Source organism: Mobiluncus porci (genome assembly GCF_009695935.1).
In the GTDB taxonomy this organism is placed as follows: domain Bacteria; phylum Actinomycetota; class Actinomycetes; order Actinomycetales; family Actinomycetaceae; genus Mobiluncus; species Mobiluncus porci.
This window is the reverse complement of record NZ_VUMY01000013.1, coordinates 24676-40213: the sequence shown is the minus strand read 5'-3', so window position 1 is coordinate 40213 and position 15538 is coordinate 24676. Positions and strand designations below refer to the sequence as shown.

Genomic DNA, 15538 nt, shown 5'->3' with positions numbered 1-15538 from the left:
CAAAATGCCACACTGAGAGCATGAGTTTTGGATTCGAAGATATCTGCGAGCCAGGATTGCCGGGGATTCACCCTGTTTTGAAAACCCCGATAGAAGGTCCGTGGCGTGAACCTTACGAAGTCATTTACTTTGCTATGGGCTGTTTCTGGGGTGTGGAGAGAATCTTCTGGCAACAACCTGGCGTACTGAACACCGCCGTAGGCTATTTCGGAGGCGATTGGCCCGCGCCAACCTATGAAGAGGTCTGTACTGGTCAGACCGGCCACGCGGAAACCGTGCGGGTGGTGTATGACCCGAGCGTAACTTCAGCGGGAGAGCTTCTGAAGGTATTTTGGGAAAACCACGACCCCACCCAAGGCGACCGCCAGGGCAATGATCGGGGACCCCAGTATCGTTCTCTAATCGCGGTGACAACGGACGAGCAACGTACCTTAGCGGAAAAATCTCGGGAAACATTCGGAGCAACACTTTCCGATGCCGGCCGAGGACCAATCACAACCTCGATTATGGATGCCGCAGACAGTGATTTTTGGTTAGCGGAAAACTACCATCAAGCTTATTTGTTCAAACACCCGAACGGATATTGCAACCACGGCTTCAAGGGCTTTGTTTGCGAAGCGCCCCAACTTTGAAGAGCCCATTTTGGGCACAAAAAAAGCGGACATCCTCGTCCGCTTATGTTTCGAATCGTCCCCCTTAGCGATCACGGAACATTTCCTCCCTCATATTCGTGGCATAAGCCTCAGCCAGCACAACATCAGCGTTGATAGCCAACGGATGAGAAGTCATCTTCTTCCACAGTTTCTTGATTTCCATTTTCTTCACCTCCTTTTCGATTTTCTCGCCAGACCATATTGTGACTGACCTGCATCAATCCTTAACTTGTCTGACAACTCAATGGTAGCACGAAATGAAAAATACTTCACATCGAGGCGCTTCTTTGTCTGCATTTTTTGGCAACTGATTCCCGATGAGTCACGTCGCACCGCAATTTAGCGGTATTGCGCCAAAGCCTCCCCGGCAGCGGCCAGCTGTTCCGCGACTCGCTCCGGAGCAGTTCCGCCTTTCCCTTGACGCGCCGCCACCGATCCTGGCCCAGAAAGAACCGTCCGCACCTCCGGAGTCAACAGCGGGTTTACCGAGGCAAAATCGGCATCGCTCAGGTCTTCCAGCCCGACCCCGCGCGATTCAGCCAGCGCTACGCAGGCTCCAGAAACCTCGTGGGCTCTCCGGAACGGCATTCCCCGCTTCACCAGCCACTCCGCTACGTCTGTGGCAAGGGAAAAGCCCGCGGTGGCGAGCGACTCGAGGCGCTCGTAATGCACCTGCATCGTCTGGACCATCCCAGTCACCGCCGGCAAGAGGACTTCGAGGGTATCAATGGCGTCAAAGACCGGCTCCTTGTCTTCTTGCAGGTCGCGGTCGTATGCCAGCGGGAGGCCCTTCATCGTGGTCAACAGCCCTGCTAGGTCTCCCACGAGGCGCCCCGCTTTCCCCCGAGCCAGTTCCGCCACATCCGGATTTTTCTTTTGAGGCATGATGCTCGACCCCGTTGAATAGGAATCATCCAAGGTCACGTAGCCGAACTCGGCCGTATTCCAAATCACAACTTCCTCGGCCAGCCGCGAAAGATCCACCGCTACCTGGGTCAGGATATAGAGGAATTCCAAGACAACATCCCGAGAAGAGGTGCCGTCAATCGAGTTCGGACACACTTCGGAAAATCCCAGCTCACGAGCCACCAGCTCCGGGTCGAGCCCGAGGGTATTTCCCGCCAGTGCTCCCCCACCGTAGGGAGACTGGTCATTGCGTTTTCCCCAATCCGCCAACCGCGAGAGGTTTCGTAACTGCGGCCAGAAATGCGCCATGAGGTGATGCGCAACCAGCACCGGCTGAGCGTGCTGCATGTGGGTACGACCAGGCATAATATGGTTTCCCGCAGCCTCGGCCTGCCCCAGGATGGCCTCGCATAAGGCCACCAGGAGCCCTCGCATATGGGCGGAGGCATCCCGCAGGTACATACGAATCAGGGTGGCAATCTGGTCATTGCGAGACCGTCCGGCGCGAAGTTTACCGGCGAGTTCCGCTCCGGCATATTGCGGCTCCAACAGTCCGCGTTCCAAGGCGGTATGCACGTCTTCATCCTCGGGGGAATAGGTGAAAGCACCGGAGGCCACATCCTCACGCAGGAGTCGCAGGGCCGCCACCATGTCGGCATATTCTTCGTCATTCAGGAGGCCCGCGTCTTGCAGGGCGTGCGCATGCGCGAGTGAGCCTTGCAGGTCGTAGTCTGCCAAACGCCAGTCGAACTGGGTCGATACCGACAAAGCCGCCAGCGCCTCCGACGGCCCTCCTTGGAAGCGACCTCCCCATAATGCGATGCCCAAAATCTTGTCCTTTCCGTTTACTCCGCCTACAACATACGATTTTTGAATTTATTGCCGTATAAGGCAATAAATTCAAAAATCGTAAGAGTTAGGCGCGTCATCCCACATAACTAGCTCACAAATTCGAGGCCTCGAGCTGGATGCCCTTCCCGAACTTCACATCGCGTGCCGCGGCGAGCTTCGATTGCAAACCGTAAATCTCGATGAAACCCCTGGAGGCAGCCTGGTTGAAGGTGTCTCCAGAATCGTAGGTAGCCAGCTTGAAATCGTAAAGAGAGGCCTCCGAGCGGCGTCCGTTCACCACCGCGCGCCCCCCATGCAGGGTCATGCGAATCTCTCCGGAGACATAGTCCTGGGTGTGAGCGATGAAAGCATCTAGTGACTTCTTCAAAGGAGAATTCCACTGGGCTTCGTAAACGAGGTCTGACCATACAGGATCAACATGCTGACGCTTATAGCGCAACTGGAGCCGCTCCAAGGTCAGGTCCTCCAACGCTTGGTGAGCCGTAATCAAAGCCACCGCTCCCGGAGCCTCATAGACCTCGCGAGCTTTAATCCCCACCAGCCGGTCTTCCACCATATCGATACGCCCCACGCCTTGCGCGCCGGCGCGCCGATTCATTTCCTGGATGACCTCGAGCGGCGTCATCTTCACCCCGTCCACGGCTACGGGTAAGCCTTTTTCGAAGGTAATAATGACTTCATCGGGGATACCCGCAAACGCGGGATCATCGGTGTAGTTGTAGACGTCCTTTGTGGGCGCGTTCCACAGGTCTTCCAGATATCCGGTCTCGATAGCGCGTCCCCACACGTTTTGGTCAATCGAGAAGGGGTTGTGTTTCGTGGTCTCAATCGGCAAATGGTGTTCCTCGGCATAGGCAATGGAAACATCACGCTGCAAGGCCAAATCACGAATCGGTGAGACGCAATCCAAATCCGGAGCCAGTGAGGTGAATGACACCTCGAAACGCACCTGGTCGTTGCCTTTTCCGGTACAGCCGTGAGCCATGGTGGAAGCCCCAAACTGTTTGGCGGCCATCACGAGGTGTTTGGAAATCAGAGGGCGACTCAAGGCGGAGACCAGCGGATATTTACCTTCATACATCCCGTTAGCTTGCAAAGCGGGCATACAGTATTCGTTGGCAAACTCGTCTTTCGCATCCGCAACATAGGCCTCTACGGCTCCGCAATCGAGCGCTCGTTGACGGATGACTTCCAGGTCTTCTCCCCCCTGACCCACATCGACCGAGACCGCAATAACCTCGCTGTCGAGTTTTTCTTTCATCCAGCCAATCGCGACCGAAGTGTCCAGTCCACCTGAGTAGGCCAGCACGATGCGTTTCTTTGCCATGATTCTCCCTAGTGTTTTGTATTCCATTATTGATGAGTCATCTGTTGGATTTCCGCGCAAAGCTGGTTCGCTCTGGTTTCGTCGGCACAGATGATTAAAACGGTGTCATCTCCAGCTATACAGCCGAGAACCCCGTCAAGATCTTCTTTATCTATGGCGGCAGCCAAAGCCGAGGCCACCGCGGAAGGCGTCCGCAAGACGACCTGGTTCAAAGCCGCTCGCGCTTCAATGAGAAGTTGGGAAATCCAGCGTTCCAGACTCCCGGGAAGGGTCAGTGGAATCTCTTCAGAATCCAAAGAAGCCCCCAAGGCATAGCGCTGGCCTCCATCGGGGTCGCGCACTTTCATGGCTCCAAGTTCCTCCAGGTCTCGTGACAAAGTTGCCTGGGTCACGTTGAATCCAGCAGACTCGAGAAGAATCTGGAGGCTCCCCTGGGAACGGACGGGTTTTTCCTTCAGTAACCTGGCTATCGCCGCATGTCGCGATACTTTAGAAGACATACCTCGAGTGATGGTGTCAGACATGGTGACTCCCTTCGCGACGTTCCCCAACCGGCTTTCCTTGGGAAACTTGCATCTCGACGTCGTGGGCGACTTGATCCAGAATCTCGGGTAGCGCCTTGGTGAACATGCGGGTTTGCGGCGCCGAAATAATCAGCGGCGGCGCAAGCCGAATCGTGAACGTGTCCGGGGCGTTGACAATGAACCCCTGCCGGAACAGTTCCGCTGCCAGCGGCTTCGCGAGAGGAGTTGTCAGGCCGATTCCCAACAGCAGACCCGGACCCCGCACTTCGGAGATGAGCGGATGGTTCAGAGCAATAATCTCGCGGCTCCAGATTTCTCCCACTTCCCGCGCATTAGCCAACAGACCCTCTTCTTCAATCGTGTTTATGGTCGTCAGGACACTCGCCGCGGCCAGCGGGTTTCCAGCGAAAGTCGAGCCGTGCATCCCCGGCCCGAGGACTGTCGCGGCCTCTTGGTTCAGCGCCACACAAGCCCCCACCGGGAATCCGGCGCCGAGGCCTTTCGCCAAAGTGACCACGTCGGGAATAATTCCCGCAGCGTGGTGCGCCATCCAGGTACCGGTGCGCCCCATACCGGTCTGAACTTCATCCACAACCAGCAGCGCGCCCGCCTTCGCGGTCATCTCGCGAGCCAGCCGCAAAAAATGTTCGGAAAGGGGACGAACCCCCGCCTCTCCTTGAATCGGTTCAATAAACAGGGCCGCAATGTCACGCCCCCGTTCCCCTTCAAAGGCCCGCTCCAAGGCGGCCATCGCGTAGGGAATGAACTCGACCCGAGCCGGTAGCGGTTCAAAAGGAGCCCGATAGGCATCTTTATAAGTCAAGGAAAGCGAACCCATGGTCCTCCCGTGGAATGCATTTTCCAGGGCAAGAATCCGAGTGCGCGGCGGCTCACCGGGGTTTTCGGCGGCAAGTCTAGCCCCGCGCGCCCGCACGATTTTGAAAGCCGCCTCGTTCGCTTCCGTTCCGGAGTTGGCGAAAAACACGCGCGAGCCCTCGGGGGCGCCGCCGGGTTCAACAATTTGTAGAATCTTTTCCGCGGCTTCGATTTGAACCGAGGAGGCGAAGAAATTACTGATATGACCGAGGGTTTGGATTTGGGCGGTCAGAGCTTTCACCATATTGGGGTGTCCGTGTCCGAGCGCGTTTACGGCAATGCCGCCCAGAAGATCGAGATACTGGTGTCCGTCCTCATCCCACACAAAGCACCCCGCCCCGCGGGCGAGAACCGTTTGGGGGCGACCAAAAGTGTTCATTATGGAGTTTTCATAACGTTGAATCCAGTCATCTGCTTTCATTGTTTTCCTTCCCAAATGAGTCGTGGGGATCTGTCTTTTGACTCATGTTCAAGCCCTGTTGTCTCCGGTTGGATTGCTCGCTTGACTAATGTGGCGCCCGAAATTCGATGGCCTTTTCCGCAGTGTCATCAGGAATAACCTCGGTACCGGTTCCCTCATTCGTGACAATTTCCAATAGCATCGAGTGAGGGATGCGCCCGTCAATAATCGTGGCGCGTTGCGCTCCCCCACGAACCGCATCCACGCAGGCGCGCATTTTCGGAATCATGCCCGAAGACAACGTGGGAAGCATGGCCTCCACCTCGCTAGTGGTGAGGTAGCGAATCAACGAGTCCTTGTCGTTAATATCGCGGTACAGCCCTTCCACGTCGGTCAAAACCACCAGTTTCCGCGCCTTTAGTGCCACCGCCAGGGCTGAAGCAGCCGCGTCCGCGTTCACGTTGAGAACCGTGTTGGGGTCGTGGTCATCCGGAGCCACCGAGGAAATCACGGGGATTCTCCCGTGGTCGAGCATATCCAAGACCGGTTCGGGATGGACTTTGACAATATCGCCCACGAGACCGAGATCTTTCCCTTCGGGGGCTCTGCGCTTCCGTGCCTGAAACAGGGCGGCGTCTTCTCCGGAGATTCCCACGGCCAGAGACTCGTGGACATTCAATAGTCCGACCAGTTCGCGTTGCACTTTGCCGGTCAAAACCATGCGAACCACGTCCATGACTGCCGGAGTGGTGACGCGGTAGCCGTCAATAAAGGGGGCTTCTAGGCCAAGCCGGTCAAGCATCTCGGTAATCTGCGGGCCGCCGCCGTGAACCACGACCGGTCGTAAGCCGACTTGGTGCAGGAACATGATGTCCTTGGCGAAGGCGCGGCGCAACGCGTCGTTAATCATCGCGTTACCGCCGTATTTAATCACGACCGTGGAGCCGCGATAGCTCTGCAGCCACGGCATTGCTTCGAGGAGCACCTCGGTTTTTTCCAGCGGTGTAATCGCCATCTTTTTTCCTTTTCAACAGTCGTTATTATCGCGTAGCCAGCACGCCTCGTTCCTGGCGCAGCAAATCATGTCGTGTAGTCCCCATTAATATGCACATATTCGTGGGTGAGATCCGAGGTCCACACAAAGGCTTCTTCCTCTCCCGCGTGAAGCTCGACTAGAATCCGGCACTCGCGCGGACTCAAATCGGCCAGGTAGGGATTCTCCCCGATTCCTCCCGCTCGGCAGACCGTCACACCGTTAATCGACACGTCAACCTCGCTCGGGTCAAAAGGCAACACGTCTTCCGGCACAGTTCCGAGCTGGCTCAAGATACGCCCCCAGTTCGGGTCGTTGCCGTAAATGGCGGTTTTCACGAGATTTGACCGCGCAATCGTGCGGGCCGCAAAGAGCGCTCCTTCGACTGTTGCTGCCCCCTTGATGCGAATCTCCACATCGTGGTGGGCCCCTTCAGCATCACCCAACAGTTGTAGCGCGAGATTCTGGCAAACCTCTTGCAACTTTGTCTTGAACTCATCCAGGTCGGCTTTCACCCCGCTCGCCCCATTGGCCAGCAGTAAAACCGTGTCGTTAGTGGACATACAGCCGTCGGAGTCGAGACGGTTGAAGGTTTCATCCACAACTTCTTTCAAAGTCGCCTGGAGGCTCGCAGCTTCGAAGGAGGCATCAGTGGTGAGGACCACAATCATCGTGGCGAGCGCCGGGGCGAGCATTCCCGCCCCCTTGGCCATGCCCCCGATTTTCCATCCGGTAGCGCTTTGTGCCCGGGCCGTTTTCGGCTTGGTGTCGGTCGTCAAGATGGCTTCAGCAGCCGCGTCTCCCCCTTCCTCGCTCAGTCCCGCGGCGACTTGCTCAATGCCAGCGAGCATCTTCGGCATATCCAAGGCACGACCAATGATGCCGGTAGAGCACACCAAGCATTCCTCGCTCGGCACCCCGAGGGTTTCACCAAGGTGGGTCGCCATGGCCGCGGCATCTTTTCGCCCTTGTTGCCCCGTACAGGCGTTGGCATTTGCTGAATTCACGACCACCGCCGCGGCTTTTCCACGAGCCACCACCTCGCGGTCGAGACCCACCGGAGCGGCAAAAACCCGATTGGAGGTGAAGACTCCGGCGACCCCGTATTCCGGGCCGAGGTTTTTGACAATCGCCATATCTGGGTGCAGTTTGCCGCGCAAACCCACGTGCGCTCCGCCGGCCTCAAAACCTTGCGGGAAAGTGACGCTCATCTCGCTCCTTGCCTACTCGTAAGCTATTCATAACCACAACAGTTATAAATATACGCGCCACTGCATATTTTTGCAAGTGAGGAGAAAATACCTGGTCAGCGCCCTCTTACTTCCCTACTTACTTTCTGAAAGTTCCCCCGCGCACACACTCAAAGCCCCGGGCAGCACCTCGAAAGTCCAGCTCTGGGCCGGTTCCTCGGCGTCTCCGTCCATCTCCCACACGGTCGGCTGGGCGATTTCGACAGTGAATTTCTTTCCCGTGAAATATTCCATTTCCTGGTTTTTGCGCTTTCCAGTCAAGACTCCGCCAATGACTTTGAGCCAACTGGCGAATCCGGTGGGCGCCCCCAGGAGCAACTCCAGAGAGCCATCGGTGGGGTCTGCTTCGGGGAAGAGTTTGACTCCTCCGGTTAGCTCAGCCGTGTTTCCCACCATCAACAAGGTGGTTTTTCGTTTCAAAACGCGAGTGTCATCAATGGTGACCTTGACGCGGCACGGGCTACTCCCCACTTGTTGCAAAAACGACATGACATAGGCGCCCGGCCCAACCAGTTTCTTGAGTTTGTCCTCCACCCCGTGCATCACCTCGGCATCGATGCCCACTCCGGCCATGCCGGTGAAATATTTCGGGTCTTTTCCCTGACCCAGGGTTACTTTCACGAGATCGAATTTTAGGGTTCGTCCCGCAAAGGCCGTCTGGATAGCTTCGTCCATATTCATGGAAATACCGAGATTTCGAGCCAAGAGATTCGTGGTTCCTGCCGGAAGGATTGCCACCGGAATTCCAGTCTCCCGAAGTTCCGTGGTCACGACCCGAACTGTACCATCCCCACCAGCGACGATAACCAAGTCCGGCTTCGCTTCGCGGGCCTGGGCGGCCATCTCGAAGCCGGGATCCTCCTCGGCAGTTTCGATATATTCGAGCTCGAAGCCGTTTTCTTGGGCCACCTTCCCCAGGCTTTCTTTAAACGGATCGACTTCACGGACTTTGGCGGGATTGAAAATGACGATGGCTTTACTCACGAGACCCCCTAGGCTATGCATTTATTGAGTTCTTTTCTCCATTGTCCCGAACCGAGTTTTCAAATCAAAATTCCCTTTAGCGGAAGCGGGGTCTGGAGGTGATGCCGCACTCAAAATCTGGGTCAGGTTGTATCTGTGGCAGGCTACGCCTGGGTCAGGGTGCGGTGGAAACCGTCGGAACTCCGGTCAACTCCGGCAAGCCAAGTGCGAGATTCATCCCCTGAATTGCAGCACAAGCCGTGCCTTTCCCGAGGTTATCAATGGCACATTGGGCGACAACTTTACCCGCGCGCTCATCCACGGCGACCTGGATAGCGGCTTTAGCCGACCCTGTCACCATCGTTAGGGTCGGCCAGATACCTTCGGGAAGAAATTCCAACAAGGGCTCGGGCTCGCAGGTTGCCTGGTAGGCCGCGCGCAGGTCGGCCGCGGTTTTTCCGCCCGTGAGCGGCGCGGTCACGGTCGCGAGAATCCCGCGATTCATCGGAACCAGAACCGGAGTAAAGGAGAGCTTCACCTCGCCCGCGCCGGCAACCTGGAGGTTTTGGATAATTTCGGGGATGTGGCGGTGGGTTCCGGCCATCGAATATCCTTGGGCATTCCCGAGACCGGCAAGCATCATCAAGTGCGGCTTGAGTCCCTTGCCCGCCCCGGAATAGCCGACCGCGAGGTTGGCAACTATGTCTTTGGGGTCAATGAGACCCGCGGCCACGGCGGGTTGGAGCGCCAAAGTCACGGCCGTAACGTTACAGCCTGGCACCGCGATTTCACGCGCGCCAGCAAGAGCTTCTCTTTGAGCTTTGGCCCGAGTTTCTCCTTGATGCAAGAGTTCGGGCATCGAATAAGTCCAGGGCTCAGCCGGCTCGGAATGATAGTAATCGCGCCAAGCCTGGGGGTCGGTGAGTCGATGATCCGCGCCGGCATCAATAAGGATTGCTTTGGATCCGGAGGCTCTGAGTGCGTTCGTAACCTCGGCGGAAGCCCCGTGTGGGAGTCCCAAAAAGATGACATCGTGGTCGCGTAGATGTTCGGAGTCTGTTGGCTCGAGAATGCGATTTGCGAGGTCGAAGAGGTGTGGGTGGTGGTTTCGCAAGGGCTCGCCCACAGAGCTCGAGGCCGTCAGCGCGCCGATTTCGATGCTGGGGTGGCCGAGCAGAAGCCGCAAAATCTCTCCTCCCGCCGAACCGGAAGCCCCCGCGACCGCGACTTTCACCTTATTGAAATCGTTCATAATCCACTCCTTTAGCCTTCAAAACCCCACTATACATTATTATTCATTTCCTTGCATATTTATACCATGCTGGCGCTGGAGCTTCTCTATGCTCAGATTAACCGGAGCTACTCTTGGAAATAAGACTCCAGGTGGAAATCATGGATGAGGCGTGGCAGGTCAAGGGTTTCTCTCCCGCCAGGAGTGATGACGAGATATTCCTCCCAGTTCCCCCACACGTCGGCTTCGCGTAAAACGTCTTCGACCTCGGCGTAAGCCTCGGGAAGATGACGCGAACGGCCGGCGACGACACGGTTAAACTCCGAGCGCACGCGCTTAATGTTGCGGTAGAACTGGGTTTTGATTTTCACCATGCGCCCCGCCTGGTCGCGAAGCACGAACCCCTCCCCTGCCTCGGCGGCGAGGGCGCGAATGTCGAACTCCTCCGGGGTTTCCAGCATCCGCACGCTCGCTCGGCGCAGCCCGAATTCCCCCGCCACCGCGTCGGCCACCGCGTCATCAACCGCGAATTGCCAGTCGTTCTTGATGGCATCAAGAACGACGACCTCGGCTTTATCATGGTAAATCACGTGCGGGTCATTCAACATAATCATCTCGCAGGCAAGCGTCACGTTCGACGCCTCCAACCGCTCGGTCAAAGCCACCTCGCGTTCCACCGAACCGAGAGCCTCACGCAGCATCGCTGCGGCCGCCTCGGAATAGTCCGTTATTCCAGACTTGGAAAACACCGTGAGCTCCCCGTCCACCGCGGCCACAAGCCCCAGAAAACCGTTTTCTTTTGTGGCGAGTCGGCAAGGGTATTCGAACAGCTCACCTTCGACTTCGGCGCGGGTAAATCCGTGTCCGGAAAAGTCATTAATCTCGAAAAACTTCTCATATCCCCTAGCTACAACGTCTTGGCCGCGAACGAAAAGCCCGCGGGCAGCCACGGTGGATTCATCCCACATTCCTTTGGCGAAGGCTTCGCGGGTGAAGTTGAAGGCGTGAATGTCCCCGCGAACGACTGATTCGCGGATGTAGGGGCTCACCCGCAGTTTTGCGAGAATCACTTTGGGGTCTTTCGGATCGCCGCTGCGGATGAGTTCGGCGATGTTGGCGCTGTCAGCAGGGGTCTCCCCCGCTGTCGTCTTGTTCTCAGGCCTTGGAGTCTCGCCTGAAATCGGGGTGGCACTTGCTGAACCGGAACCATCGGAGACCTCCTCCGAGAAGACCACGGACTCGGCCCGCAGAGCTTGCCAAGCTACGACCTGGTTGTCGCGATATTCAAAACATTCCACGCCCGCGCCGCTGAGGACCACGACCCGCAATACTCCTCCGTGTTCGACTCGCGCCTCGAGGTTATAGACCCGCCCGTTCACCGTGGCGGGGCGCGGAGAGGCGGTGTTGACGTTATTGCGGTGGCCATGGAACTGGATCAGCTCGGAGCTCGCAAATGCGCTCGTGTCCATCCCGTAGTCGCAGTTTCCCGAATAGGTTTCGGGCCGCCCTGAGGTTCCAAAGACGAGCTCCCAGGTGGAGTGGTCGGACAGTCGCATCGGAAAACCGCCCGCGGGAGCGGGAGCAACCCGCGAAAAATCCACCCCGCCGTGGGTGACAACATAGTTTTCGCCTCGATACGTGAAGGCGAAACCCATCCGCATCCGCCCGAGAAGCTCCTTGACCTCGGCCGTCCCGTGTCCGGCGGCGAGAATCGACTCGAGGCTCGTCCGAGTGTCGCGGTAACTTTTCCCGCTGGCGGTTCGGTTCACGACGCGGCGCAGGTTCGTGTCGTGATTCCCTTCCACGAGGAACACGTTTTCCCGCGGTTTTTTGAGCATCTCGAAGACACCGGCCGCGTCTGGCCCGCGGTCGAACAGGTCGCCGACAAAAATCCAAGCATTGGCGGCGTTATCGAGACCATTCTCCCCGCCGTGTTCCGCGACGGCTTGGCCTAAAGCATCGGAGCAGGACTGGATATCCCCAAAAACCACGATTTTCTCGTATTTATCAAGGTCAACCGGCGCATCCTCCACGGCCAAGATCTCCGGAATCCGCCTTGTTGCCTCATCGAAGCCTTCGATTACTTCCACTCCTGCCGGAACCACCCGCGACAGCGGCTCTCCCCCGCGGTCAAACATTTTTCGGAGCGCGGATTCTTCCAGCCGGTCATTGCCCCGCTCGAGATTGCGCAAGCGGATTGTCTCCCAATCAAGCCCTGCCTGGAGGTTTACCACGTAAGGCGTGTAGCCATAATCGCGCGACATCCCGACCAACCGCGGAATGTCTTTCTCACTCAAAGTCGTTGCGTCCCAAAACAGCAGATCCCCCAGGTCGAGGCGCGCCTCCAAAGCCTCGTAAGCCACTGCCGCGACCCGCTTGTGTCCGCGCAGCATCATGGAGGTGAAGCCGTCCGTCGTGGAATGCTCCCCTGAAAAAATTTCCCGCACCATGTCGAGGCCCAAAGCGTGGCGCTCCATCCCGAGCGTTTGCACGAGATGAGTCTTGCCCGAGCCGGGGACTCCGTGGAGAATAAACAGTTTCCGCATAATTTTCCTTCAAATTTTGCAAAGCGAATGCAATTGCTTTGTCCCCTACAATACCGCCTTGGATTACCCTGCGGGCTTGCTGCGTCCCGAATGTGCGCACTAGATCCCGCCCTATCTCGTTATTCCCCATTAATCGCGGAATTCAACCGCGCCCCTCAGCCGAGCCGGTAATGCCCGAGAATCTCCCGTTCATTCAGGACATCTTTTTCAAAACGGTTCATCAATCCGCCCTCGTGGTGGATCACGAAAGGCACCCCATCGGCGCCCCGCCGGTCCGAAATCACCCCGACATGTTCGCGAAAAACCGCGATATCCCCCGGCTGCCAGGCCTCGATGTCAGACTTGTCAGTCGTGAGTGCCTGGGCGTGCCGGTTGAAATACACAATCAGGTTCCTTACCCGTCGGTAATCAATGTCCGCATTTGGTTGTTCCCCCGCGGGAGCGGTAGCGGCGTAGGCTGCTGGATCGGCGTGACGATCCTCGTCAACAAGGGTTCTGAGGTCCATTCCCGCGGCCTTTGCTCCGTACCAGACGACATCGGTGCAGACTCCGGTGCCGTCGGTGGGAACTCCGCCGGCAAAGATTTTACTGCCGTCATATCTAGGGTTGGTGTCGAGGTAGCTAACCGCACCGTCGAGGATTTCTTGGCCGACAGTGGAGGGATGGTTAAGGTTTTGACCCTGCCACTGGTCAGGAAGTCGCCAGCCGCTTTGAGGAGCGATAAAAGTCAAAAACACGAGCCAGCCGACAGCCAGCGCGCTCAGACCCGCGAGAAGTGCTATCCCCGCTTTCAGCCTCCGCTTCCTGGTCATCTTCCTTCCTTACTGAATCCTTAGGCTCTTTCAGAGGTCGCTTTTTTGTTAACTCGAATCCGCTTATGCTGCCTGCCCCTTGATGACTTCGCGGTACCGCGTCGCTGCCGCTGCCGCAGCCTCTCGCGCGTCTCCGGTCAGCCCCAGCACCGGAAAAACCCCGAGTTTGACCAAGGTGTTAACCATTGGCGGACCGGCGTGACCGGCAACGACCGCGTTGATTTGATTCTCACGCATGAAAGTCACGATTCGCCCGTGGTGGGATCCCTCCGGACCCTGGTCATGCAGGACGTCCCAACCGACTTCTTCAACCCGCCAATCTGTCACCTTTCCGGAGGCATCAACACTGGCCACAGCCATTTCGCGGGCTCTTCCGAGACCGCCGCCAACTTCTGAGCCCAAGACATTCACCGTTACTTTTACCGGCTCCCCCTCCGCGGGGGCGAGGGAAAGAAGTTTTTCGGCCAGCCAAGCGGCCTCTTCGTCTGAGTTCATGAAATCCCCGCTAAGACTGCTGCGGGAGCGAATATTCAGATTCATTTCCATGAGCCAAGCCTAGCGGTCTTGCCGAGCCAGCGCACTTTAGGAGAGCTTTCGGCGCACCTGGGCAAACCCAGTGGGGCTAGTCACCAAGTCCGGTTTCCACCTCGCGAGCAGCCTTCACCCAGTCGTGGTCTTTCGGAACATACTTGATACGTCCCGCGGTCTTTTCCAAAGACACGGTGGTGGTTTCCCCGCCTTTGGTGGCAATCATGATGCCACCGGCTCCGTCAGCGACCGCCGCTGCTCCAGCCGTGCCGAGACGGGTCGCGAGTAGGCGATCGGCCCCGACCGGAGTTCCGCCGCGCTGAACATAGCCAAGAATGGTGACGCGAGATTCGAGGCCGGTTGCGGCTTCGAGTTTACGGGCCAGTTCAAAGGTGGACTCGCGGTGGGAGTCGGTCAAGCGGTCTTTGTTGTGTTTCGCGAGCGCCTTGGTCTCTGGGGAATCCGCGTCCTTAATGAGCTGGTCAGCGATTTTCACTCGCTGAGCATACTCGATATCCATCGCTCCCTCCGCGACGGCGATAACAGAAAAATGCTTACCTTGCTTCTTGCGCTGTTCGATTTTTTCGACAACCTTTTCAATGGTGTAGGGGATTTCGGGAATCAAGATAATGTCCGCCCCGCCGGCGATACCTGCCCCGAGCGCCAGCCATCCGGCGCGGTGTCCCATGATTTCGACCAGGATGATGCGGTGGTGGGAGTGTGCCGTGGAATGGAGACGATCCACCGCTTCGGTGGCGATTTCGAGGGCAGTGGCGAACCCGAAGGAATCATCAGTTCCCCAAATATCATTGTCGATAGTTTTGGGAAGATGAACCACGTTCAAACCGGCTTTTTGGAGGCGCAGCGCGTTTTTCGCGGTGCCGCCACCTCCGAGGGTGACGAGTGCGTCGAGCTTGTTTTTCTCATAGACTTTGGCCATTTTTTCAGTCATGTCTTTTTCGACCCCGTCCACCATCATGCGATGCACCTTGTCGCGCGAGGTTCCGAGAACGGTGCCCCCAACAGTGAGAATTCCGGAGAGAGAACTCGAGTCTAGGGTCACGAAACGGTTTTCCGCCAGGCCCCGCATTCCGTCACGGAATCCAATCAGTTCCATCCCGAATTCACCAATCGCGGCTCTCCCGAAGCCGCGGATTGCTGCGTTCAAACCCGGCGCGTCTCCGCCGGCGGTCAAAATTCCCACACGTTTAGCCATGTTTCTCCCCTATAACTTTTCTCCCCCACCAGACCTTATTGTCTTTGCAGGGGGTCTTTCAGTTTCTATTCTATCGCCCATCTCTTAACGAAAATTTCACTTCCGCTTTATAGACGAGCCAGAACGCCCACTAACCGCGCCAAGCAACACCAAACCAGGACTTAGACTTGAAACTATCCACATCCATCAACCGCACCACAACGCCATTTACTGACACTTATCAACAAGTTATCCACAGGTTATGAAGCGCTACCAAACACGATTATGTTATTTGGAAGCACCGGGACAGGGGATTATCCGAGTGGAGTCTGCAACTCGTGCGATTCAAGCCATCAGTGGCAATAGTGGCAGCAATGCCCAAAATAACTCGAGTTTCAGCGAAGACTGCGGATACAACTCAAAATTGCAGGTTTCACATAGT

Annotated in this window: 13 protein-coding genes; 1 reads left to right on the top strand and 12 read right to left on the bottom strand. The window is 57.1% G+C overall.

The annotated features are described in order from the left end of the window. The first annotated feature begins 20 nt into the window (after positions 1-20). Positions 21-632, top strand: coding sequence for a peptide-methionine (S)-S-oxide reductase MsrA (gene msrA / locus FYJ63_RS07720; RefSeq protein ID WP_154545440.1), 612 nt, complete (start codon positions 21-23; stop codon positions 630-632). A 360-nt stretch (positions 633-992) separates the two neighbouring features. Here msrA and argH read toward each other — a convergent pair whose 3' ends face one another. The 12 genes from argH to FYJ63_RS07660 all read right to left on the bottom strand — a co-directional run bounded on the left by argH (position 993) and on the right by FYJ63_RS07660 (position 15117). Beyond that, positions 993-2387 carry an argininosuccinate lyase gene (gene argH / locus FYJ63_RS07715; RefSeq protein ID WP_154545438.1) on the bottom strand — a complete coding sequence of 465 codons (1395 nt, stop codon included), beginning with the start codon at positions 2385-2387 and terminating at the stop codon, positions 993-995. A gap of 115 nt (positions 2388-2502) precedes the next feature. After that, complete coding sequence (locus FYJ63_RS07710; RefSeq protein ID WP_154545436.1) at positions 2503-3738, bottom strand: argininosuccinate synthase; 1236 nt, start codon at positions 3736-3738, stop codon at positions 2503-2505. A 26-nt stretch (positions 3739-3764) separates the two neighbouring features. Continuing rightward, entirely contained in the window at positions 3765-4262 is a 498-nt protein-coding gene (locus tag FYJ63_RS07705) for an arginine repressor (RefSeq protein ID WP_154545434.1), read from the bottom strand. Beyond that, a complete protein-coding gene (locus tag FYJ63_RS07700) occupies positions 4255-5559 on the bottom strand; it encodes an acetylornithine transaminase (protein ID WP_154545432.1) in 1305 nt (434 codons plus the stop codon). The genes FYJ63_RS07705 and FYJ63_RS07700 overlap by 8 nt, the downstream gene beginning before the upstream one ends. Positions 5560-5644: 85 nt before the next feature. Then, a complete protein-coding gene (argB, locus tag FYJ63_RS07695) occupies positions 5645-6553 on the bottom strand; it encodes an acetylglutamate kinase (RefSeq protein ID WP_154545430.1) in 909 nt (302 codons plus the stop codon). 65 nt (positions 6554-6618) lie between these two features. Beyond that, positions 6619-7782, bottom strand: a complete 1164-nt coding sequence (gene argJ / locus FYJ63_RS07690) for a bifunctional glutamate N-acetyltransferase/amino-acid acetyltransferase ArgJ (RefSeq protein WP_154545428.1) — start codon at positions 7780-7782, stop codon at positions 6619-6621. Positions 7783-7896: 114 nt separating this feature from the next. Further along, positions 7897-8805 (bottom strand): diacylglycerol/lipid kinase family protein, encoded by a 909-nt coding sequence (locus tag FYJ63_RS07685; RefSeq protein ID WP_338106881.1) that lies wholly within the window; start codon positions 8803-8805, stop codon positions 7897-7899. A 154-nt stretch (positions 8806-8959) separates the two neighbouring features. Then, on the bottom strand, positions 8960-10036 hold the full coding sequence (argC, locus tag FYJ63_RS07680; RefSeq protein WP_154545424.1) for an N-acetyl-gamma-glutamyl-phosphate reductase: 1077 nt from the start codon (positions 10034-10036) through the stop codon (positions 8960-8962). A 107-nt stretch (positions 10037-10143) separates the two neighbouring features. Then, complete coding sequence (locus FYJ63_RS07675) at positions 10144-12561, bottom strand: RNA ligase (protein WP_154545422.1); 2418 nt, start codon at positions 12559-12561, stop codon at positions 10144-10146. Positions 12562-12716: 155 nt separating this feature from the next. Next, positions 12717-13373: a DUF1287 domain-containing protein gene (locus FYJ63_RS07670; protein WP_154545420.1), complete on the bottom strand. Its 657-nt coding sequence runs from the start codon at positions 13371-13373 to the stop codon at positions 12717-12719. A 63-nt stretch (positions 13374-13436) separates the two neighbouring features. Then, positions 13437-13919 carry a NifB/NifX family molybdenum-iron cluster-binding protein gene (locus tag FYJ63_RS07665; RefSeq protein ID WP_229770066.1) on the bottom strand — a complete coding sequence of 161 codons (483 nt, stop codon included), beginning with the start codon at positions 13917-13919 and terminating at the stop codon, positions 13437-13439. A 76-nt stretch (positions 13920-13995) separates the two neighbouring features. Continuing rightward, positions 13996-15117: a 6-phosphofructokinase gene (locus tag FYJ63_RS07660; RefSeq protein ID WP_154545418.1), complete on the bottom strand. Its 1122-nt coding sequence runs from the start codon at positions 15115-15117 to the stop codon at positions 13996-13998. Positions 15118-15538: the final 421 nt, after the last annotated feature.

Excerpts from the sequence above, each read along its gene's own strand:
- msrA (WP_154545440.1), top strand. The coding sequence starts at position 21 with ATGAGTTTTGGATTCGAAGATATCTGCGAGCCAGGATTGCCGGGGATT.
- FYJ63_RS07710 (WP_154545436.1), bottom strand. The coding sequence starts at position 3,738 with ATGGCAAAGAAACGCATCGTGCTGGCCTACTCAGGTGGACTGGACACT.
- FYJ63_RS07705 (WP_154545434.1), bottom strand. The coding sequence starts at position 4,262 with ATGTCTGACACCATCACTCGAGGTATGTCTTCTAAAGTATCGCGACAT.
- FYJ63_RS07700 (WP_154545432.1), bottom strand. The coding sequence starts at position 5,559 with ATGAAAGCAGATGACTGGATTCAACGTTATGAAAACTCCATAATGAAC.
- argB (WP_154545430.1), bottom strand. The coding sequence starts at position 6,553 with ATGGCGATTACACCGCTGGAAAAAACCGAGGTGCTCCTCGAAGCAATG.
- argJ (WP_154545428.1), bottom strand. The coding sequence starts at position 7,782 with ATGAGCGTCACTTTCCCGCAAGGTTTTGAGGCCGGCGGAGCGCACGTG.
- argC (WP_154545424.1), bottom strand. The coding sequence starts at position 10,036 with ATGAACGATTTCAATAAGGTGAAAGTCGCGGTCGCGGGGGCTTCCGGT.
- FYJ63_RS07675 (WP_154545422.1), bottom strand. The coding sequence starts at position 12,561 with ATGCGGAAACTGTTTATTCTCCACGGAGTCCCCGGCTCGGGCAAGACT.
- FYJ63_RS07670 (WP_154545420.1), bottom strand. The coding sequence starts at position 13,373 with ATGACCAGGAAGCGGAGGCTGAAAGCGGGGATAGCACTTCTCGCGGGT.
- FYJ63_RS07665 (WP_229770066.1), bottom strand. The coding sequence starts at position 13,919 with ATGGAAATGAATCTGAATATTCGCTCCCGCAGCAGTCTTAGCGGGGAT.
- FYJ63_RS07660 (WP_154545418.1), bottom strand. The coding sequence starts at position 15,117 with ATGGCTAAACGTGTGGGAATTTTGACCGCCGGCGGAGACGCGCCGGGT.